16 protein-coding genes and 3 pseudogenes are annotated in these 19463 nt (G+C 66.5%); 9 read left to right on the top strand and 10 right to left on the bottom strand.

The window, feature by feature from the left end; translation table 11 throughout:
• The first annotated feature begins 13 nt into the window (after positions 1 to 13).
• The gene (locus G6N54_RS04410) at positions 14 to 1597 is read left to right on the top strand and encodes a GMC family oxidoreductase (protein WP_163788724.1); all 1584 of its coding nucleotides are present in this window, start codon (positions 14 to 16) and stop codon (positions 1595 to 1597) included.
• On the opposite strand, the pseudogene G6N54_RS04405 reads toward G6N54_RS04410, so the two are convergent.
• The 5 genes and pseudogenes from G6N54_RS04405 to G6N54_RS04385 form a co-directional block, all read right to left on the bottom strand.
• Positions 1509 to 2346, bottom strand: a pseudogene (locus tag G6N54_RS04405) (SDR family NAD(P)-dependent oxidoreductase). The gene G6N54_RS04410 and the pseudogene G6N54_RS04405 overlap by 89 nt on opposite strands.
• A complete protein-coding gene (locus G6N54_RS04400) occupies positions 2337 to 3179 on the bottom strand; it encodes an IclR family transcriptional regulator (RefSeq protein ID WP_163788723.1) in 843 nt (280 codons plus the stop codon). Before G6N54_RS04400 ends, G6N54_RS04405 begins: the two are co-directional and overlap by 10 nt.
• A 78-nt stretch (positions 3180 to 3257) precedes the next feature.
• Entirely contained in the window at positions 3258 to 4751 is a 1494-nt protein-coding gene (locus G6N54_RS04395; RefSeq protein WP_163788722.1) for an FAD-dependent oxidoreductase, read from the bottom strand.
• On the bottom strand, positions 4748 to 5656 hold the full coding sequence (gene bphC, locus G6N54_RS04390) for a biphenyl-2,3-diol 1,2-dioxygenase (protein WP_163788721.1): 909 nt from the start codon (positions 5654 to 5656) through the stop codon (positions 4748 to 4750). The genes G6N54_RS04395 and bphC overlap by 4 nt, the downstream gene beginning before the upstream one ends.
• A gap of 15 nt (positions 5657 to 5671) precedes the next feature.
• Positions 5672 to 6856 (bottom strand): acyl-CoA dehydrogenase family protein, encoded by a 1185-nt coding sequence (locus G6N54_RS04385; protein WP_163788720.1) that lies wholly within the window; start codon positions 6854 to 6856, stop codon positions 5672 to 5674.
• Between the two features lie 198 nt (positions 6857 to 7054).
• On the opposite strand from G6N54_RS04385, the gene G6N54_RS04380 reads away from it, so the two are divergent.
• Both G6N54_RS04380 and G6N54_RS30195 read left to right on the top strand, forming a co-directional pair.
• The gene (locus tag G6N54_RS04380) at positions 7055 to 8662 is read left to right on the top strand and encodes a flavin-containing monooxygenase (protein ID WP_163794509.1); all 1608 of its coding nucleotides are present in this window, start codon (positions 7055 to 7057) and stop codon (positions 8660 to 8662) included.
• A pseudogene (locus G6N54_RS30195) lies at positions 8659 to 8793 on the top strand (SDR family NAD(P)-dependent oxidoreductase); the annotation flags it as partial. The gene G6N54_RS04380 and the pseudogene G6N54_RS30195, both read left to right, overlap by 4 nt.
• A gap of 72 nt (positions 8794 to 8865) precedes the next feature.
• Here the strand turns inward: G6N54_RS30195 and G6N54_RS04370 are convergent.
• Complete coding sequence (locus G6N54_RS04370) at positions 8866 to 9747, bottom strand: alpha/beta fold hydrolase (protein ID WP_372513260.1); 882 nt, start codon at positions 9745 to 9747, stop codon at positions 8866 to 8868.
• A 159-nt stretch (positions 9748 to 9906) separates the two neighbouring features.
• On the opposite strand from G6N54_RS04370, the gene G6N54_RS29665 reads away from it, so the two are divergent.
• A complete protein-coding gene (locus G6N54_RS29665; RefSeq protein ID WP_163788718.1) occupies positions 9907 to 10200 on the top strand; it encodes a hypothetical protein in 294 nt (97 codons plus the stop codon).
• A gap of 18 nt (positions 10201 to 10218) precedes the next feature.
• Here the strand turns inward: G6N54_RS29665 and G6N54_RS04360 are convergent, their stop codons facing one another.
• Positions 10219 to 10401: a hypothetical protein gene (locus tag G6N54_RS04360; protein WP_163788717.1), complete on the bottom strand. Its 183-nt coding sequence runs from the start codon at positions 10399 to 10401 to the stop codon at positions 10219 to 10221.
• A 184-nt stretch (positions 10402 to 10585) separates the two neighbouring features.
• Here G6N54_RS04360 and G6N54_RS04355 point away from each other — a divergent pair, with 184 nt between their 5' ends.
• The 3 genes and pseudogenes from G6N54_RS04355 (at position 10586) to G6N54_RS04345 (ending at position 13991) form a co-directional block, all read left to right on the top strand.
• The gene (locus G6N54_RS04355; protein WP_163788716.1) at positions 10586 to 11017 is read left to right on the top strand and encodes a PPOX class F420-dependent oxidoreductase; all 432 of its coding nucleotides are present in this window, start codon (positions 10586 to 10588) and stop codon (positions 11015 to 11017) included.
• A 51-nt stretch (positions 11018 to 11068) separates the two neighbouring features.
• Positions 11069 to 13302: pseudogene (locus G6N54_RS30990) on the top strand (molybdopterin-dependent oxidoreductase).
• A gap of 185 nt (positions 13303 to 13487) precedes the next feature.
• Positions 13488 to 13991, top strand: coding sequence for an isoprenylcysteine carboxyl methyltransferase family protein (locus G6N54_RS04345; protein WP_163788715.1), 504 nt, complete (start codon positions 13488 to 13490; stop codon positions 13989 to 13991).
• 4 nt (positions 13992 to 13995) lie between these two features.
• Here G6N54_RS04345 and G6N54_RS04340 read toward each other — a convergent pair whose 3' ends face one another.
• Entirely contained in the window at positions 13996 to 14841 is an 846-nt protein-coding gene (locus G6N54_RS04340) for an SDR family NAD(P)-dependent oxidoreductase (protein ID WP_163788714.1), read from the bottom strand.
• A gap of 253 nt (positions 14842 to 15094) precedes the next feature.
• Between G6N54_RS04340 and G6N54_RS04335 the strand changes: the two genes are divergently transcribed.
• Positions 15095 to 16039, top strand: a complete 945-nt coding sequence (locus tag G6N54_RS04335; protein WP_232073345.1) for an alpha/beta hydrolase — start codon at positions 15095 to 15097, stop codon at positions 16037 to 16039.
• A 32-nt stretch (positions 16040 to 16071) separates the two neighbouring features.
• Here the strand turns inward: G6N54_RS04335 and G6N54_RS04330 are convergent, their stop codons facing one another.
• Positions 16072 to 16281, bottom strand: coding sequence for a hypothetical protein (locus G6N54_RS04330; RefSeq protein ID WP_163788713.1), 210 nt, complete (start codon positions 16279 to 16281; stop codon positions 16072 to 16074).
• A gap of 130 nt (positions 16282 to 16411) precedes the next feature.
• On the opposite strand from G6N54_RS04330, the gene G6N54_RS04325 reads away from it, so the two are divergent.
• Positions 16412 to 19168, top strand: a complete 2757-nt coding sequence (locus G6N54_RS04325; protein WP_179969163.1) for an FHA domain-containing protein — start codon at positions 16412 to 16414, stop codon at positions 19166 to 19168.
• Between the two features lie 40 nt (positions 19169 to 19208).
• On the opposite strand, the gene G6N54_RS29410 is transcribed toward G6N54_RS04325, so the two are convergent.
• Positions 19209 to 19373: a hypothetical protein gene (locus tag G6N54_RS29410; protein WP_170313030.1), complete on the bottom strand. Its 165-nt coding sequence runs from the start codon at positions 19371 to 19373 to the stop codon at positions 19209 to 19211.
• Positions 19374 to 19463 lie beyond the last annotated feature (90 nt).

The following is a 19463-nucleotide window of genomic DNA, read 5'->3' as shown; positions in this document are numbered from 1 at the left end:
TAGTGTCGGCTCAATGGCTGACAACAAAGTCGACTACCTCGTCATCGGTGGCGGATCGGCGGGATGCGTGGTGGCAGCCCGCCTGCTCGAGCGCACCGGGCTGCGGGTTGCGCTACTGGAAGCCGGACCCGACACCGGGCCGGAAGCGATGTACAGCGGGATCCCGCTGGACGCGATGAGTCTGTGGCGATCCCCGGTGGATTGGGCGCTGAGCACCACGCCTCAGGCCGGACTGGACGGCGCGGTGATCGGCTGCCCGCGCGGGAAGGTCTTGGGCGGATCCAGCAGCATCAACGGACTCGTCCACCTTCGCGGACATTCCTCGAGTTACGACGCGTGGGAAACGCAAGGGGCCACCGGCTGGAATTACCGGACGATGCTGCCGTATCTCAAACGCAGTGAGCACGCGGACGGACGCGATCCCGAGGTCCGGGGGATGGCCGGTCCGATGCGGGCGGGAGAGCTGTCCGCGGCGAATTCCCTTGCGCGGGCGGCGTATCAAGCGGTACTCGAAGCCGGCTACCCGGAAACACCCGACGCGAACGGCACCGAGGCCGAGGGGGTTTCGTGGCTGGAACAAAACGTCGTCGGCGACAAGCGGCAGAGCGCGGCCGATGCCTACCTGGGGCCGGTGCGCTCGCATCCCAATCTGACCGTCGTGACCGAGGCCCACGTGCGCCAACTGATCCTGGACGGGCCGCGCTGCCTCGGTGCCCGGTACTCGAAAGATAGCCAGCTTCAAGATATCTACGTCGAACGCGAAGTCATCTTGTGTGCGGGCGCGATTGTATCGCCGAACACGCTGATGCGCTCGGGTATCGGGCCTGCCGCCCAGCTTCGCGAACACGATGTGCCGGTGGTGGTTGATCTTCCCGGCGTCGGGGAGAATCTTCAGGACCATCCCATCGCGTGGGTGTCCTACGACGCCAAGCGGAGTGTCGAGGAATCCCCGTTTCGCCGGCTGCAGCTGCTGACCCGCAGTCACAAGCACGAGGACCCCGACGTGCTGATGCTGTTCGCCGAAGCGGCCATCGAGCCGCGCTGGCGGGGCGCGAGTCCCGGTTTCTCCGTGACGTTTTCGGTGGTGCGCCCGATGAGCCGGGGATCGGTGCGCTTGGGCGGTCCGGACGCGGGGGACCCGCCGTTGATCGATCCCGGCTATCTCACCGAGCGGACCGATATCGATCGGATGGTCGTGGCGTTGCGGCTGGCACGCGAAATCGCACAGGGTGCCGCGTTGTCACCCTGGCGGGGTACGGAACTTTTTCCCGGCGCACACGTGCAGAGCGACGAGGATTGCCGCGCGTTCCTGCGGCGTAGCACGGATTCGTTTTTCCATCTGGTCGATACGTGCCGAATCGGCACCGACGACCTCGCGGTGGTGGATCCGGAACTCCGCGTGCGCGGGGTCGACGGTCTGCGGGTTGTCGACGCGTCGGTGATGCCGTCGGTGGCATCGGCGCCGACGAATGCTGCAGTGCTCGGGATCGCCGAACGGGCCGTCGACCTCATCGCCGCTGGTGAGACGGAGGTAGCTGTGCGGCAAGCACATTCGCTCGCTGCGCCATGGCCGTCCCGACATACTCCGGTTCGGTGAGCAAATAGAAGCGACCCTCGGCGGCCTGTTCGAAGATCGTCGCGGCGGCCGCCCGCGCGTCTATGGCCGCTGCCTTGACGTGCAGCATCGCCGTGCGGTGCGCCTCGGCCACCACGGCGTCACCGCTGGCGTCGACACCCCCGGCCGATTCGAAGATGTTGGATTTCACCGCCCCGGGCAACACCGCCTGCACGTGAATGTGATGCCCGTGGCCGGCGGACTGCACGTCGAGATACAGACACTCGGTCAATGCCAGCACCGCGTGTTTGCTCGCAATGTAGGGTGCCTGCAATGGAATTGCCACCACGCCGCCGACCGAAGACAGATTCCACACCCAGGCGGGCGCATCGGTGGCCATCATCATCGGCAGAAAAGCGCGCACGCCGTGGAACACGCCGCTGACGTTGACGTCGATGACCCGCTGCCAGTTGGCGACGGGAGTGTCCCACAGATAGCCGAACTGCTCGACCCCCGCGTTGTTGACGAGCAGCCGCACCGGGCCAATATCGCGGTAGGTGCGCTCGGCGAGCTGGGACCGCCTCCGGGTCGCGCACGTCGCACACCACGTCGATCGCCGATCCGCTCGCGGCGCAGAGCTCCTCGCGCACCGCGGCCGCGGAATGGGCGTCGATGTCGGCGAGCACCACCGTCATTCCGAGTGTGATCGCGTGACGAGCCAGGCCCGCGCCGATGCCGGAGCCGGCTCCGGTGATGACCGCGACGCCGCCGGCGAACGGATTCACGCGTATTGCAACGCGGGACGTACCGGCCGGATCGGACGCAGCGGCTGGAGGGTCGGTGCCACCCGTTGGTGCCCAAGCGGGCCGTCCTCCGCGTTGCGCCAGATGCCCATCGCCGTCATGCGCACCGGTGCGGTCAGTCGCTGATCGAACATCATCCGGTGCATCGGGCCGCAGACCGACACCGCGGCAACAGCTTCTCCCGGTCCGCCGACGGGCGCTGCGACACAACCGAATCCGAGCAACGACTCCTCGCGTTCGAACGCGACGCCGTGGGCACGCACCTTGGCTAGTTCCGCCTCCAGCTGCGAGCTGGTGGCAACCGAGTACTTGGTCTTGCGCGCCTGCAGATCGACTTGGACGTCGTCGTCGCGGTAGGCGAGGATCGCCTTGCCGACGGCGGTGCAATGCGCGGGCTGCCGGCTGCCGACACGGGTCGGGATCGCGTCGGCCATGCGGTCGCCGACCTTGTCGAGATAGACCACATCCGGCCCGTCCAGCACCGCCAGGTGTGCGACCAGCCCGGTGGCGCGATGCAGTTCACCCAGCAGCGGACCGGCCGCACGGACCAGGCGGTCCTGATGAACGGCCAGCGACCCGAGTTCGACCAGGCGCATCCCGAGTTCGTAGTCGCGACCGCTGCGGCGCAGCCAGCGCAGCTGCACCAGGCGTTCGAGCATCCGGTGCGCCGAGGAGCGGGGCAGGCCGGTGCGCCGCACGATCTGTGCCAGCGTCAGCCGGCCCGGCCCGTCGAACGCGTCGAGGACCAGCGAAATGCGGTCGATGACGGCCGTGGGAGTGCTGGGTTCTGCGGTCGCAACGGTGCGCGCGGTCCCTGACATCGGTCCTCCATGGACTGTGTGTATCTGGCTGCCATATTCCTATTAGGAATAGATCTTACCACAGGGGTGTGGTCGCTGTCACACGTGACACGAAAACCGCGAAGGTAAGCCCTTGGCGGCCGAGCGTCCGGCGCGGCGGCCGTAGAAGCTGCCGTCGCCGAGCGAGACCCCGCTGGCATACCCCCAGGCGGCCAGCCCGGCGGTCGAACGGCCCGCGGCGAACAGCCCCGGGATGGGTTCGCCGCTGACGTGCAGCACCGCGGCGTCCAGGGTGGTGGCCAGCCCGCCCAGGGTGAAGCCGCCGGTGTTCTCGCGCAGGTCGATCGCGCCGACCGGGGTGCCGATCGGCTTGATCCATTGCGGCTTCTTGTGCAGCAGCGGATCCTCACCGCGCGCGGCGCCCTCGTTGTAGGCGGCGACGGTCGACTGCAGCGAACCGGGTGCCAGGCCGATGTCGCGCTCCAAGTCCGCGACGTTGTCGGCCACCCAGGTCGCCTCGCGCAGCATGAATTTCGGCGACCATGACGCCATCGCCTCGTCGTTCGCGTCGCTGTCGATGATCAGGTAGGCGGTGTTGTCCTGGTGGTAGAGCGTGAGTTGTCCGACGCGTCCCGGGTAGGTGTCCTCGGCGACATACCGCTGGCCGCGGGCATTGACCAGGATGCCGCGCACCAGCTGCTGGGGATCGATGAAGATCGCGACCTCGGTCGCGTCCATGTGGGCGAGATCGGCGCCCAGCGCCTGCGCCATCCGAATCGCCTGCCCATCGTGCTGCTCGATCGACGCGGCCGGGCGTCCGGCGATCCGCGGCGCGTAACGCGCCACCATCGCGTCGTTGTAGGCGAAGCTTCCCGTCGCGAGCACGACCCCGGTGCGCGCCCGGATCGTCATCTCGGTGCCGTACTGGCGGGCCCGGATGCCGACCACCCTGCCGTCGGACTCGACGATCAGACACCGCACCCGCACGTCGTAGAGCGCGCGAGCGCCTGCCGCGGTCGCGGTTTCGACGAGCGGCTTCATCAGCATGTAGCCGGCGCTGGCTTCGCCCTGCTTCTTGTTCTGCATCTGCGGGACGTGACCACGCGGGGCCGGGGTCGCGATCGTGTTGAACGGGTACGAGTTTTCGCCGCCGCTGTACATCAGGCCCTGATCGCCCATCGGCTCCCAGCCGGGCTCGGAGAAGAACTCCGCCTTGAACGGCACGCCGCACCCGACCAGCCACTCGAAATGCGCGACGCTGCCCGCGCAGTAATCGGCGATCCGGTTCTCGTCGGCGCCGGGCCCCATGGCCACGTTGAGGAACGCCGCCATGTTGTCAACGGAATCCTCGAAGCCACAGGACTTTTGCAGGGGTGTGCCGCCGCCGAGGTAGATGAACCCGCCGGCCATCGCCGCCGCGCCACCCCAGGAGCCGGTGCGCTCCAGGACCAGGACGTCAGCGCCGGACCGGGCCGCTTCGACCGCCGCCGCGGCGCCCGCGACGCCGTAGCCGGCGATGACGACGTCGGCCTCGTGATCCCATGCGGTGATCGACGACGCCGCAATCGGCGTGACGTCCATGTCAGGTGTCATAGCCGCATCGCCGCGGGCATCTCGCCGACCCACTGATGACCCCAGTAGCTGTCGGCGGTGATTTCCTCTGCCGTGTAATGGTTTTCGTCGACCCGCATGCCTTCGGTGCCGAACTCGATATCCCAATCACCGGGCGCCCGGACGTAGAAGGAGATCATCTTGTCGTTGGTGTGTCGGCCCAGCGTCGATGACAACTGGAAGCCCTCGGCGGTGACCCGGTCCAGCGCCTGGCCTACCGCGTCGAGGGTGTCGACCTCGACCATGATGTGCACCAGGCGTGGGTCGCGCATGTGCGCGGCCGGCACGATCGCCATGCTGTGGTGGCGTTCGTTGATCCCGAGGAAGCGAACCCGCACCGGGCCGAACTCTTTCGGCAACGGCACCCGGAACGCACCGCGCGAGCGGAAACCCAGCACCTCGGTGTAGAAGTCGAACACCGCATTGGGATCCATCGCGGGCACCACCACATGGCCCATGCCCTGATCACCGGTGACGAATCGTGCGCCGAACGGGGTGACGACCGGGCTGTGATCGAGCACCGCACCGTGGAACACCTCGAGGGTGGTGCCGGCCGGGTCGTCGAAGGTGATCACCTCTTCGACCCGGCGCGCCTCGGCCTCCTCGACCGACAGCTGTTTGAACGGCACCCCGGCCCCGTCGAGCGTGGTCTTGACCCGCTGCAGCGCGGGGTGGTCGCGGACTTCCCAGCCGATGGTGAGCACCCGATCGGTCTCACCCGGCACCACGATCAACCGCGCCGCGCGCTCGTCCATCCGCAGATACAACGCGGAATCGTCGGGGCCTTGCCCCTCGGCGAAGCCCAGGACGCCGAACGCGAATCGGCGCCATCGTTCGATGTCATTGGACCAAATCGTAATATAGCCGAGACTTTTCAGGTCGGTCACGTCGGCATCTCCCGGTCAGATCAAGGCCCGCAGCGGACCCTCGGGCGGTTCGACGCCGAGAGAGCTCAGTGCCGCCGCGTGGTAAGTGGTGCCGGGGACATGGATGGCGTGCATCTGGCCGACGTGCACGTCTCGCCAGTACCGCTGCAGTGGCTTGTCCATCCGCGCCGCATTGCCGCCCGAGCGGGCGAAGATCTCATCGACGGCCGCCACCGCGCGCCACACCGCGCGCACCTGTGTCCGGCGTCCGGCCGCGCGGTCGGCGAACGACACCTCCTTGCCCGCCGCGACCATGTCGTAGATCCGGTCGGCGTTGGCCAGCAGTTCCTGGCGGGCAGCGTTGATGTCGGCGGCGGCCTCGCCGATCGCGTGCATGACGTATGGGTCGTCCTTGATCGCGGTCCCGGTGGCGCCGACGCGCTCGCGTTGATAGTCCAGGTGTGCGGCGAGCGCGCCCTCGGCGATGCCGATCGTGGCCGCGGAGATGCCCAGCGGGAACATCGTCGACCACGGCATCAGATACAGCGGCTCGGTCATGCCGGCCTCGCGCTGGGCGGTGCCGTCCATCACCTTGGTGGCGTCCATCGTCCGGTAGCTCGGCACGAACGCGTCCTTCACGATCACGTCCTTGGAGCCGGTTCCGCGCAGCCCCACCACATTCCACGAGTCCTCGACGATCTCGTAGTCCTCACGCGGCAGGATCATGTGCAGCATCTGCGGCGGCATCAGGGGAACGCCTTTTTCGTCGCCGCGCATCGCGCCCAGGATGATCCAGTCGCAATGGTCGGTGCCCGAGCTGAACTGCCAGCGGCCGTTGAAGATGAAGCCGCCGTCGACGGGTTTGGCCACCCCCTGCGGCGCGTACGGCGATGCCATCCAGGTGTCGACGTCGTTGGCCCAGATCTCGGCCGCGACCTTGGGATCCGCGTACGCCAGCTGATAGGGGTGCACACCCACCACGCCGACGATCCAGCCGGCGGCCGGATCCAGTGCCGCGGTGGCCATCGTCGTCTCGGCGAACTCGCGGGGGTGGACCTCGAAGCCCTGATATTGCTTGGTCTGCAGCAGCCGGATCAGACCGGCGCCCTTCATCAGCTTGACGGTGTCGTCGGTGAGCCGGCCAATCTGTTCGGCCTCGGCGGCCTGGTCGCGCAATTGGTCGGCCATCGCCACTACCCGGTCGAGTACCCGGTCGCTCATGTCGTTGTCCTTACGTGTGTGGGCTAAGTAATGGTCTACCGCAGTCCTCGCCCGTCCCAAAGGAAATCCCGATGAGCGGGCGGAAATGCGTGCCGACCTGACGACGTCGCCCCCGCTCGGGCCCGATGGCCGGGAAAACCCGACTCGAGCGTCCGGTGACCGGGAACGCGGGCGCCCAGAGCCGTGCCGGCCGATAGCGTGCTGCCGGTGGATGATGCTCTCGACGTGATCGTGGTGGGCGCCGGTTTCGCCGGCCTGCATGCGTTGCACAAGCTGCGCGCGCAGGGGCTTTCGGTGCGGGTACTCGAGGCCGCGCCCGAGATCGGCGGGACCTGGTACTACAACCGGTATCCGGGCGCACGCTGCGACGTCGAGAGCGTCGACTATTGTTACTCGTTCTCCGACGAACTCCAGCAGGAGTGGAACTGGACGGAGAAATACGCCACCCAATCCGAGATCCTCGACTACCTGAACTGGGTCGCCGACAAACTCGACCTGCGCCGCGACATCGTGTTCGATAACCGTGTCGTGGCCGCCGTGCTCGACGAGACGACATTGCGCTGGACGCTGCAGACAGACACCGGGCTGGTGGTCTCGGCGCGGTTCTGTGTAATGGCGACCGGCCCGTTGTCGGCCGCGATGACGCCGAATTTCCCTGGCCTGGGTACGTTTTCGGGCGAGACCCATCACACCGCGCACTGGCCGCATCATCGCGTCGACTTCACCGGGAAACGGGTGGCCGTCATCGGCACGGGATCGTCTGGCATTCAATCGATTCCGATCATCGCCGAACAGGCCGCGCACCTGTACGTATTCCAGCGCAGCGCCAACTACAGCGTTCCGGCCCGCAACACGCCGTTGTCGGCCGCCGAGCTTGACGAGATCAAGGCCGGCTACCACCAGCGGCGCCGGCTGTCGTGGCGCAGCGCTGGCGGCTCGCCGCACCTCACCGCGGACAAGCCCACGTTTGCGTTCACCAGCGAACAGCGGCGCGCGGCTTTCGAAAGAAGATGGCAGCTGGGCGGGGTGCTGTTTTCGAAGACGTTCCCGGACCAGATGACCGATCTGGAAGCCAACGAGGAGGCCCGCAGGTTCTACGAGGAGAAGGTCCGCGCGGTCATCGACGATCCCGCGGTCGCCGACCTGCTGATCCCCGCCGACCATCCGATCGGGACCAAGCGAATCTGCACCGACAGCAACTACTTTCAGACGTTCAACCGGCCCAACGTCACGCTGGTCAGCGTCCGAGACACGCCGATCGACTCGATCGACGCGACGGGCATCAACGCGGGGGATACGCACTACGACCTCGACATGATCGTGCTGGCAACGGGATTCGACGCGATGACCGGGGCACTGGGCAGCATCGACATCGTCGGGCGTGGCGGTGCCACGCTGCGCGAGGACTGGGCTCACGGGCCGCGCACCTATCTCGGACTGGGCGTCGACGGCTTCCCCAATCTGTTCCTGATCTCGGGCCCGGGAGCCCCCGCGGTGCTCGCAAACATGGTGCTGCACGCCGAGGCGCAGGTGGACTGGATCGCCCGGACGATCGACTACCTCGACGACCACGGGCGTATGGCGATCGAGGCGACCATGGACAGCGTGGACGGTTGGGGTGCCGAATGCGCCCGGCGTGCCGAGACGACCTTGTTCACCAAGGCGAACTCGTGGTACATGGGCGCCAACGTGCCGGGAAAGCCCAGGGGCTTCATGCTGTTCGTCGGCGGCTTCGCCACCTACAACGACATCTGCGCCGAGGTCGCCGACGACGGCTACCGCGGCTTCGCTCTCATCGACCCATGACCGGGTTACTCGACAAGGTCGTCGTGGTCACCGGCGCCGCCAAAGGCACCGGGCGGGTGCACTGCCAGCGCTTCGCCGACGAGGGCGCAGACGTGATCGCCCTCGATGTTGCCGAACTCGCCGACGAGTTGGGCACTGTCAGGGCCGCTGGACGGCAATCCCTCCGCGCATGCCCTGCTGCTGAAAGGCCTTGCGGGAGAGCGTTAACTGCGCGACAGAAAGCTCAGGACCGTGCTTTCGAAGGCCGCCTTGGCTTCGATCATGGCCCAGTGCCCGGAGTTCGGGAAGACGTGCAACTCGGCGTTGGGGATGGTGCGCATCGGGATCAGCGCCATGTCGGGCGGGCTGACCCGATCGTCGCGGCCCCACGTCAGCAGCGTGGGCGCGGCCACCTTGTGCATCATCGCCCAGGGGAACGGACGGTCGGACGCCGCCATCGCGGAGTTCATGGCCGCGAACGCCGCCTTGCCGTACATCCGGCGCGCGGCTTCCAGCGTGGCCGGATCGGTGGCCAACTGCCAACGTTCCTCGACGAGTTCGTCGGTCACCAGCGCCTGGTCGTAGACCATCGACTTGAGCCAGTCGACGAGGCGCTGCCGGGTCGGATCCTCGACGAACTCCTGCAACAGCCGGATGCCCTCGCTGGGGCTGGGACTGAAGATATTGGTGCCGATGCCGCCGATCGTCACCAGGCGGTCGATGCGGTTCGGGTTGCCGATGGCGAAGTTGATGCCGACCCCGCCGCCCATCGAGTTACCGACGATGTGGGCCTTCTCGACGCCGAGCGCGTCCAGGAACGGCGAAACCGTTCCGAACGCGGTGACCATCGGGTGGCCGCCGAAGTCGTCGCTGACCCCGAAGCCGGGAAATTCCAGGATCAGGCAGCGGAAATGCGCGGCAAACGTCGGCAGAATGCCGCGGAAATTGCGCCAGCCGGTGACCCCGGGGCCGGAACCGTGCAGGAACAGCAGCACCGGAGCGGAATCCGGGCCGGTGTCGTAGTAGCGCAAAGCGCCCTTCGGGGTGGTGATTTCACGCAGGTCATGCTCGACGGCCGCTGCCGGGGTAGTTGCCACGCCTGTCACCCTGCCATGCCGCCTAGGCGAGCGTGAGCGGTGTTCCGCTGATCGGACGCCGGATCGGGATGCACACTCAAATCGCGGGCCGGGCCATGGCGGCCGCCCAATCCGTCGACACGGTGCTTGATCGGCAGGCGTCGCCAAGATGTCGCGATAACGGCCGAAATGGTCCAGCCCAATATGAGTGACGACGGTGAAGTAGCTCGAGACCTGCGCCTCGTCGGGAGCCAGTGCGGTGACACCGCCCAGGAACGCCGTGATCTCGGCGCGGCCGCGCAGCGGCTCGGCACCGCGAATCTCGAGAATGTCGTCTACGCAGAATGTCTCGGCAAGCCCGTCAACGCGGCCGGAGTCACCGGACCAGTTGTATCGGGCGAGCGTGTCACGGATATGCTCACGGGCCACATCTTCATCGCCGTGACTTCTCAGCCGACCGCAGGTACTTCGGTAGCACCTTAGTCAGGCGGCAAGCGCGCGTTACCGCACGATGCGCGGCTGGAAGCGCTGTACCGGAACAGGTATAACGCCGTTCAGGTCGAAGACGGCAATCATCGCTCGTAACATGGCGGGGGACCAATCATCGAGCGGGTGCGCTTCTATTCGGGCGAGTACTTCACGACGGAGGTACTCGATGTTCATCGGGAGCTGCTGATCAGTCATCGCCGCGCCTCCGGCTCCTAGCTCCTGGGGCTGGTCTTTCGGTCGTCCTCGACGCTAGGGCCGACCCCGCGCTGATGTACAGGTAACTTGTCGGATTCAAATGTCTCTCAAGAAATAGCGCCGTCGGTTACTCGCCGGCACGTTGAGCGGGAATGAATCGCCGGGTCCAGCCGTAGAACAACGCATGGAACTCAGCGACGCCGCACGTAACTTCATCGGCAAGGGTGCGGACGCCACCCTGGTCACGATCAATCCCGACGGCAGTCCCCAGGTGAGCGTGGTTTGGGTCGCGTGGGAGTCGACGCCGGACGGGGACGAGCTGGTCAGCGCGCACCTGGCCGATTACAAGAAACTCCGCAACGTCCGCAACGACGCGCGGGTCGCGGTCACGATCGTGGCGACGGACCCACCGCACGCGGATACGAAACCACGCCCGTATCTGTCCATCAACGGGACCGCACGGGTCGTCGAGGGCGGCGCCCCCGAGCTGTTGACGGAGCTCAATGCGGTCCTCGGGCAGCCGGGTGTGCAGTTCCCGCCGGACGGCGCGCCGCCGGGATACCTCAACCGGATCCGCATCGACAAGGTCGGCGGCTTCGGACCCTGGGTCGCCTAACGTCCGTATTTGCCGCTTCCGCTACTCGGAGTAGCGCAATACAGTGAGTGGATGAAACCCGGAGCAGACGGCATCCATATCCGGACCTGTCCGCTGTGTGAAGCCATGTGCGGCTTGGAGATTCACGTCAAAGCGGGCGCGGTCACCGGCATTCGCGGCAACCGCGACGACGTGTGGAGTCGCGGGCATCTCTGCCCGAAGGGCGTGTCGCTGGGCGCGATCCATCACGATCCGGACCGCGTCCGCAGCCCGATGATCAAGGTCGACGGCGCCTGGCAGGAAGTCAGCTGGGACGCCGCGTTTCGGCGCTGCACCGAGTTGCTGACGCCGGTGATCGAGAAATACGGGATCGGTGCGGTCACGGCCTACACCGGCAACCCGCTGGCGCACTCGTTTTCGCTGGCCCGCTATGCCGGTGTGCTGATGGGCATGTCCGGGATGCCTGTCACGTATTCACCTGGGACTGTTGATCAGTGGCCGAAAAACCTGTCGTCGCACCTGATGTACGGGCTGTGGTGGAATTTTCCGGTGCCCGACATCGAGCGCACCGACCTGTTGGTCATCATGGGGGCCAACCCGCCGCGTCACAGGGATCGCTCTTGGCCGCGCCCGATGTGATGGGCCTGATCGAGGGAATTCGCAAACGCGGCAAGGTGATCGTGATCGACCCGGTGCGCACGCAGACCGCGGCCCAGGCCGACGAGTGGCTGCCGATCGTGCCGGGCACCGACGCGGCGTTGCTGCTGGCCGTCGCGCACACGCTCTTTGACGAGGACCTGGTGAAGCCCGGGCCGCATGTCGACGGTGTCGAGACGATGGGCAAAGTCGCCGCGGACTGGCCGCCCGAGCGGGTCAGCGAGGTCACCGGCATCGACGTTGACACCATCCGGCGGTTGGCGCGCGAACTCGCCGGAGCCGAGAAATCGGTGGTGTACGGCCGAATTGTCTTGTGTAACCAGGAGTTTGGCAGTCTGGCCAGCTGGCTTGTCGACGTGATCAATATCTTGACCGGACATTTCGACACCCCCGGCGGCGCGATGTTCCCCAAGCCGGCGGCCTGGTCGATCACCACGCAGCCGCTACCCGGCCTCGAGGGCGGTCTCGCGGAATTCGGTCGCTGGCATACCCGGGTGCGCGGCGCCAAGGAGGTGCTTGGGCAGGCCCCGGCGTCGTGCATGACCGAAGAGATCGCCACCCCGGGCGAGGGGCAACTCAAGGCGCTGATCACGGTCGCGGGCAACCCGGTGTTGTCCACGCCCGGCGGCGACAAGCTCGACGAAGTGCTGCCGATGCTCGAGGCGATGATCTCCGTCGACCTGTGGCTGAACGAGACGACGCGGCACGCCGACGTGATCCTGCCCGGTCTGTCACCGCTCGAGCAGCCCCACCACGACGACCTGATCTTGCTGTTCGCTATCCACAGCATCGCGAACTACTCCGCGCCGGTGTTCGACCCGGGCGATCGCCCGCACGAATGGGAGATTCTGATCCGGCTGACCGGCCTGTGCACCGGTACACCGACCGAAGACGTCGATGTCGCCGCGATCGACGACGGTTTCTTCGACTACCTGGCCTTCACTGCCGGCGTCGACGGCGCCGAGATCCGCAAGCTGTACGAGCATGGCGGTCCCGAGCGGATGCTGGACCTCACGCTGCGCACCGGGCCGTTCGGGGATCAGTACGGCAAGAATCCCGGCGGGCTGACGCTGGACCTGCTCAAGGCGAATCCGAACGGCATCGATTTCGGACCGATGGTGTCGCAGTTGCCGGAGATTCTGGGCACCCCGGACAAGAAGATCCGGCTGGCTCCGCAGTACCTGCTGGACGACTTGCCGCGGCTGGCCGCGCGGTTGCGGCGGCCCGCCGAACCGTTGGTTCTGGTCAGCCGCCGCCACCTGCGGTCGAACAACACCTGGCTGCACAACGTGCCCGCGTTGATGAAGGGCAAAGACCGCTGCACGCTGCTGATCCACCCCGACGACGCGGCGCGTTGCGGTGTCTCCGACAACGACGTCGTCACAGTGAAATCCGAAGCCGGCGAGATCAAAGTGCCCGTCGAGGTCACCGACGCGATCAAACCGGGGGTGGTGTCGATGCCGCACGGCTGGGGACACGGTATGCCGGGCACGCGCATGTCGGTCGCCAACGGCTCACCGGGCGTCAACACCAATGCGCTCTCGGTGCCGACGTTCATCGACGAGCCATCGGGTAACGGTGCCCTTAACGGGATACCGGTGACGGTCCTCGAGGATCAAGCTCGATTCGAGTCCGCGCAGAGCGTCTGACTCGCGGAAAACGCAACCCCGCCAACGATTGTGGCGGTAGGCCCGGCGGTCACTGAGACATAGTCCCGGCGCCGCGCGGTGTGGGATCGTTCACGCTCGCACAGTTTGCTGAACCGTTCGGGGCGGACCCTCGTACCCATAGGCAAGAACACAGCGGCACCGCACCGGGGATTGGGGGAGACGCCATGTATTACTTCATCCTCATCGCCATGATCGGCGTTGAGCGCGTGGCCGGGCTCGTCGTCGCGCAGCGCAACGCTCGATGGTCAATCGCCCACGGGGGCAAGGAATTCGGGCTCGATCACTTCCCGGCGATGGTCAGCCTGCATTCGCTGTTGCTGGTTTCGTGTCTGGTGGAGGTCTGGTCCCTGGGACGTCCGTTTGCGCCGTGGCTGGGCTGGCCGATGCTCGCCGTGGTGGTGCTCAGCTGTCTCGTCCGCTGGCGGTGCGCGGCTGCCCTGGGCCGGCTCTGGAATCCGCGGCTGATCGTGATCCCGGGCGCGCCGCTGGTGCGGCGTGGTCCGTATCGATGGGTGCGCCACCCCGATTACATCGCGGTGGTCGCGGAGGTCGCGGCGCTGCCGCTGATCCATTCGGCATGGCTGACCGCGATCGCGTTCAGCATCGCCAACGCGCTGCTGCTCAATGTGCGAATCCGGCTGGAAAACGCCGCTTTAACGTACGTCTGAGCCCTCAGGGCGCTATTGGTCGGTTCGTCCACTCCCGGTCGGGCCGTCGCGACGAGCGGAACCATCCGCCGGCTGCGCCGGTGCCACCGTCGGTGGGGATCGTATGGCCCGTCACGAAGGCCGACAGGTCGGAGGCCAAAAACAAGATCACCCGGGCCTGATCCTCGGGCAGCCCCATCCGTCCCGCCGGAACCCACTGCGGCCACTGCGCTTGCTCCGCCTCGGACAGCCACAGCGAGTAGGGCACCTGCAGCGATTCGGTGACGTCGGGGCCGATTGCGTTGACCCGCACACCGTCACGGCCGACCTGAACGGCGAGGCTGCGGGTGAAATGAATGACGGCCGCCTTGAACGCGGCGTAGACCGGATCTTCGGGACAGCCACGCAATCCCTCGACAGAGGAGACGCTGACGATCGAGCCGCGGCCCTGACCGACCATCGCCGGCAGGAACGCGTGGGTCACTAAAAAGACGTGGTGCAGGTTGATCCGGTAGAGCTCGTCCCACAGCTGCGGGTCGGTGTCGACGAAATTGCCGGGGTGGCGCAGCCAATGCCCGACATTGTTGACCAACACATCGATTCGGCCGAACCGGTCCAGCACCGATCGCGCCAGGGCGCCAACCTGATCGGCGTCTCGCACGTCGGTGATGATCGCCGATGCCGATCCGCCGGATGCCGAGATCCCGTCGGCGGTCTGCTCTGCCAGTTCGGCGTCGATATCGGCGATCACGACCCGGGCGCCGTGTTGAGCGAACAGCTGTGCGGTTGCCGCGCCGATACCGCCACCGCCGCCGGTCACCACCGCGACCCGGTCGGCCAGCATCGCACCGGCGTGAGTTGACTGTTCCATGCTCACATCTTCGGCCCCTCGCGCTGGTCGACTGACATCGAGGCCGGCACCGGGGCACAACTTAAGTGACGAATACCCGTGGGGGGCGCTTGCAAACGGTGACGAATGCGGCACTTCACCGCGGTTTAGCTGCGGTTATTGCTTTTCGAGCTGGGTATTCTCCGTTGCCTAGGAGTGTTTTGAACAAATGGTTACCAAGCTGATTAAGCGTCGTATTCACCATCGCCGCAGTGCCCAATCGATTACCGTGTAATTGGCCAGTCGGTTAATCGTGAAGAACATAGTGCGTGCCTGGGCATTGCAGCCAAACCTGCGTTGGCCATTGGGGTATGTCGACGGAATAGTGGGTTTGCTACCCCATTTGCGGTCCGTCGTGGAGCTGGCATCAGTGCGTCTCGAACACTGCGACGCCGAATGGGTTCGCGCGCCCGGTGTATCCCCGACCCGGGCCATTCTGTACCTGCACGGCGGCGCGTTTCTCACGTGTGGCGTCAACACTCATCGGGCGCTAGTGAGTCGCTTGTCGGAGGCGGCCGATGCCGGGGTACTGATTGTTGGTTACCGCAAACTGCCGTCGCATCAGATCGCCGATGCGATCGACGACAGCCTGTGCGGGCTGCGTTGGCTGCAGCGGCGCGGCTACCATCCCGACCGGATAGTCGTCGCCGGCGACTCGGCAGGCGGGTATCTCGCGTTCATGACGACACTGGCCGCGATCCGCACGCGGGTCGCGGCACCGGCCGGGGTCGCGACCGTCTCGCCCTTCACCGATGCGGATCCGGCTCGAAAGCTCAAGCACCGCAACGCGCGCAAGTGCTCGATGTTCACGGCCGGAGCGTTGTCGATATTTGCGCGATATCTCGGCGAAGTTCAGCTGCCGGACGGTCAGGGGCGCTCCTTGGGTCGCGTCGTCTCACCTGTCGACGCCGATTTGTCGGCACTGCCGCCGGTGGCGATTCACGCAGGTGCCGACGAGTTACTGTTCCCGGATGCCGAACTGATGGCGGAGAGACTGGTAGCCAACGGGATTCGTTGCGATTTGCATGTCTGGGAAGGCCAGATTCACGACTTCCCATTGGCCGCGGATGTTTTGCCCGAGGGCAGGCGCGCTATCCGATACCTCGGCGATTTCGTCAAGGAAGTCACGGCCGAGTCTGCACGGCGTGGGAGCCACCGGGTGACTGCCGAAGCAGGATAGTGAAACGGCCCGAAACAGGCTGCGCGGCAAGCCTATTCGGGTTCCTCGAATTCCGGCTCGACAATCAGCGCCTCCTGCTGCTCGCGCCAGTCGGAATCCGTTGCCTCCAAGGGCACCTCGGACTCCTCCGGCCAAGACGCCGCGTTGTCGTCGTTCGGCGCGGACTCGCTAGCCGTGCGCTGTTGTTCAACGGCGTCGGCGATGGGCACGTCGTCCGGGAACGAGTCGGCGTTCTCGTGCATGCGTGGCCGGTTACCCGCGACGGCACGATCAAAACCGGTTGAAGCCACGGGCCGGCGCCGGCTCTGAAATAACTCGCGGCGGAAACGCGTTTGCGCCGCGAGTCCCCGAATCGGTCCCGACGCCGATACAGTGGGCCTCGTGAGCCGAGCAGCCCCACCTGTGCTGACCGTGCGGTATGAGGGATCCGAACGGACCTTTGCACCCGGCAACGATGTGGTCGTCGGGCGCGACTTGCGGGCGGACGTCCGGGTCGCGCATCCGCTGATTTCCCGGATCCACCTGGTATTGCGCTTCGATCAGGGCCGGTGGATCGCCATCGACAACGGCAGCCTCAACGGCCTGTATGTCAACAATCGCCGGGTCCCGGCCGTCGACATCCAGGACGGCCAGCGCGTCAATATCGGTAACCCGGACGGACCGACCGTGAGCTTCGAGGTCGGCCGCCACCAAGGTTCCGCCGGGACGCCGCCCCTGACGACGTCGATTCCGATCTCCACCGGTTCGTACGATCCGCGGCCGGCGCAGGGACGTCCACCGGCCGGCTCGGTGGCACAGGGCCTGCCCCCGCAGCCGCCGGCGAGCCCGTCGCGGCCGATGCCGACGTATCCACCCGGTGGGCACCACTCCGGTCCGCCGTCGGGGCCGGTACCGACATATCCGCCCACCGGCCAGCAGCCCGGGGCGCCATCGGGGTCGCTCCCGACCCATCCGACCGGCTCGCAGCCGAGCCATCCGTCGGGGCCGTTGTCATCCAATCCGACGGGCACCCAACCGGCCGGACCGGCCGGCAGTCCGATGGCGTCGCCGCATATTTACCGGGCCGAGCCCGCGCAGGTCCCGCCGGCGGCGCCGGTCGATCCTCCGACCGCCCTGACGGGCCGCGTCGGCGGCGGCGACGGCGCGAACCTCGCCACGTCGATGATGAAGATCCTGCGGCCGGGCAAGGCCGGGTTGGATGCGCCGGGCGCGATCAAGATCGGGCGGGCCAACGACAACGACATCGTCATTCCCGAGGTGCTGGCATCGCGTCACCACGCGACTCTGATCCCGACGCCGAGTGGCACCGAGATCCACGACAACCGCAGCATCAACGGCACCTTCGTCAACGGTCAGCGCGTCGACTCCGCGGTGCTGAAGGACGGCGACGTCGTCACGATCGGCAACATCGACCTGGTGTTCGCCGGCGGCGCACTGGCTCGCCGGGATGTCGACACCGCGGCGCAGACCCGCCTCGGCGGTCTGGACGTCCGCGGGGTGACCTGGACTATTGAAAACAACAAGACACTGCTCGACGACATCTCGCTGGGCGCCAGTCCCGGAACCCTGACCGCGGTGATCGGCCCGTCCGGTGCGGGCAAGTCGACGTTCGCCCGGCTGGTCGCCGGCTACACCCATCCCACCAACGGCACGGTGGCGTTCGAGGGCCATAACGTCCACGCCGAATACGCCTCGCTGCGCAGCAGGATCGGGATGGTGCCCCAGGACGACGTGGTGCACGGTCAGCTGACCGTCGAGCAGGCGCTCGGGTACGCCGCCGAACTGCGGCTGCCGCCCGACACCACCAAGGCCGACCGTGAGCAGGTGGTCGCCCGGGTGCTCGAGGAGCTGGAGATGACCCAGCACCTGCACACCCGGGTCGACAAGCTGTCCGGCGGTCAGCGCAAGCGCGCCTCGGTCGCGCTGGAGTTGCTTACCGGGCCGTCGCTGCTGATCCTCGACGAGCCGACGTCGGGTCTGGACCCGGCGCTGGACCGGCAGGTCATGACGATGCTGCGGCAGTTGGCCGACGCCGGCCGCGTGGTACTGGTGGTCACGCACTCGCTGACCTACCTGGACGTCTGCGATCAGGTGCTGCTGCTAGCTCCCGGCGGCAAGACTGCGTTCTGCGGGCCGCCCGCCCAGATCGGTCCGGCCATGGGGACGACGAACTGGGCCGACATCTTCAGTTCGGTCGCGGGCGATCCCGACGCGGCCAAGGCGAAATACTTGGCGCGGACCGGTCCGCCTCCACCACCACCGCCGCCGGAGAAACCGGCCGAGATCGGCGATCCGTCGCACACCAGTCTGCTGCGGCAGTTCTCGACGATCGCGCGACGCCAGATCCGGTTGATCGTCTCCGACCGGGGTTATTTCGTATTCCTCGCGCTGCTGCCGTTCATCATGGGTTCGCTGTCGATGTCGGTGCCGGGCGACGTCGGCTTCGGTGTACCGAACCCGGTGGGCAACGCCCCGACCGAGCCGGGCCAGATCCTGGTGCTGCTCAACGTCGGTTCGGTGTTCATGGGAACGGCGTTGACGATCCGAGATCTTATCGGCGAGCGCGCCATCTTCCTGCGCGAGCAGGCGGTCGGGCTGTCCACGTCCGCGTACTTGTTGGCGAAAGTCTGTGTCTATACCGTGTTCGCGGTCGTGCAGTCCGGCATCGTCACCGTCATCACGCTGCTGGGCAAGGGCGGACCGACGCAGGGCGCCGCGGCGTTGGGCAAGGCTCCGCTGGAGCTGTTCATCGACGTCGCGGCCACCACCGTCGCCTCGGCGATGCTCGGATTGTTGTTGTCGTCCATCGCGAAGTCCAACGACCAGATCATGCCCCTGCTGGTAGTGGCGGTCATGTCGCAGCTGGTGTTCTCCGGCGGGATGATCCCGGTCACCGGCCGCATCGGGCTCGACCAGATGTCCTGGGCCACCCCGGCGCGATGGGGTTTCGCGGCATCGGCGTCCACGATCGACCTGACCAAATTGGAACCCGGCCCGCAGGTTCCGAAGGACGCGCTCTGGCATCACAACGCCGGCACCTGGTGGTTCAACTTCGGAATGCTGATCGCAATCAGCGTTTTCTATCTGGGTTTCGTGCGCTGGAAGATTCGCCTCAAGGGCGGGCGCTGATCCGCTCGACGACGGCGGGAGGGCAGTCCCGGGTGAGCGGCTAGGCGCCCTTGCGGACTACCTGTTCGGCGGCGGCGTGCATCCGAGCGGACAGCGCAAGCAGCGAATGTTCGCCCACCCCATCGGGCAGGGTGTACGCCAGCTGACGCAATTCGACGGCATAGTTGCGCGGCTCCTGGCGGAGACGCGACTCGACTGTTGGCATGACTTCTCCCGATTTTCGATCAGCCAATTTCAAGATCATCGCAGACCGGCGCGATTTCTGCGATACGCGCAGCGGGTTTTAACGGGAGGT

The organism is Mycobacterium stomatepiae, from assembly GCF_010731715.1.
In the GTDB taxonomy this organism is placed as follows: Bacteria; Actinomycetota; Actinomycetes; order Mycobacteriales; family Mycobacteriaceae; genus Mycobacterium; species Mycobacterium stomatepiae.
The sequence above is the reverse complement of the archived record's forward strand: the minus strand, read 5'-3'. Positions and strand labels throughout refer to the sequence as shown.

Excerpts from the sequence above, each read along its gene's own strand:
- G6N54_RS04410 (WP_163788724.1), top strand. The coding sequence starts at position 14 with ATGGCTGACAACAAAGTCGACTACCTCGTCATCGGTGGCGGATCGGCG.
- G6N54_RS04400 (WP_163788723.1), bottom strand. The coding sequence starts at position 3,179 with ATGTCAGGGACCGCGCGCACCGTTGCGACCGCAGAACCCAGCACTCCC.
- G6N54_RS04395 (WP_163788722.1), bottom strand. The coding sequence starts at position 4,751 with ATGACACCTGACATGGACGTCACGCCGATTGCGGCGTCGTCGATCACC.
- G6N54_RS04385 (WP_163788720.1), bottom strand. The coding sequence starts at position 6,856 with ATGAGCGACCGGGTACTCGACCGGGTAGTGGCGATGGCCGACCAATTG.
- G6N54_RS29665 (WP_163788718.1), top strand. The coding sequence starts at position 9,907 with ATGGTCCAGCCCAATATGAGTGACGACGGTGAAGTAGCTCGAGACCTG.
- G6N54_RS04360 (WP_163788717.1), bottom strand. The coding sequence starts at position 10,401 with ATGACTGATCAGCAGCTCCCGATGAACATCGAGTACCTCCGTCGTGAA.
- G6N54_RS04355 (WP_163788716.1), top strand. The coding sequence starts at position 10,586 with ATGGAACTCAGCGACGCCGCACGTAACTTCATCGGCAAGGGTGCGGAC.
- G6N54_RS04345 (WP_163788715.1), top strand. The coding sequence starts at position 13,488 with ATGTATTACTTCATCCTCATCGCCATGATCGGCGTTGAGCGCGTGGCC.
- G6N54_RS04340 (WP_163788714.1), bottom strand. The coding sequence starts at position 14,841 with ATGGAACAGTCAACTCACGCCGGTGCGATGCTGGCCGACCGGGTCGCG.
- G6N54_RS04330 (WP_163788713.1), bottom strand. The coding sequence starts at position 16,281 with ATGCACGAGAACGCCGACTCGTTCCCGGACGACGTGCCCATCGCCGAC.
- G6N54_RS29410 (WP_170313030.1), bottom strand. The coding sequence starts at position 19,373 with ATGCCAACAGTCGAGTCGCGTCTCCGCCAGGAGCCGCGCAACTATGCC.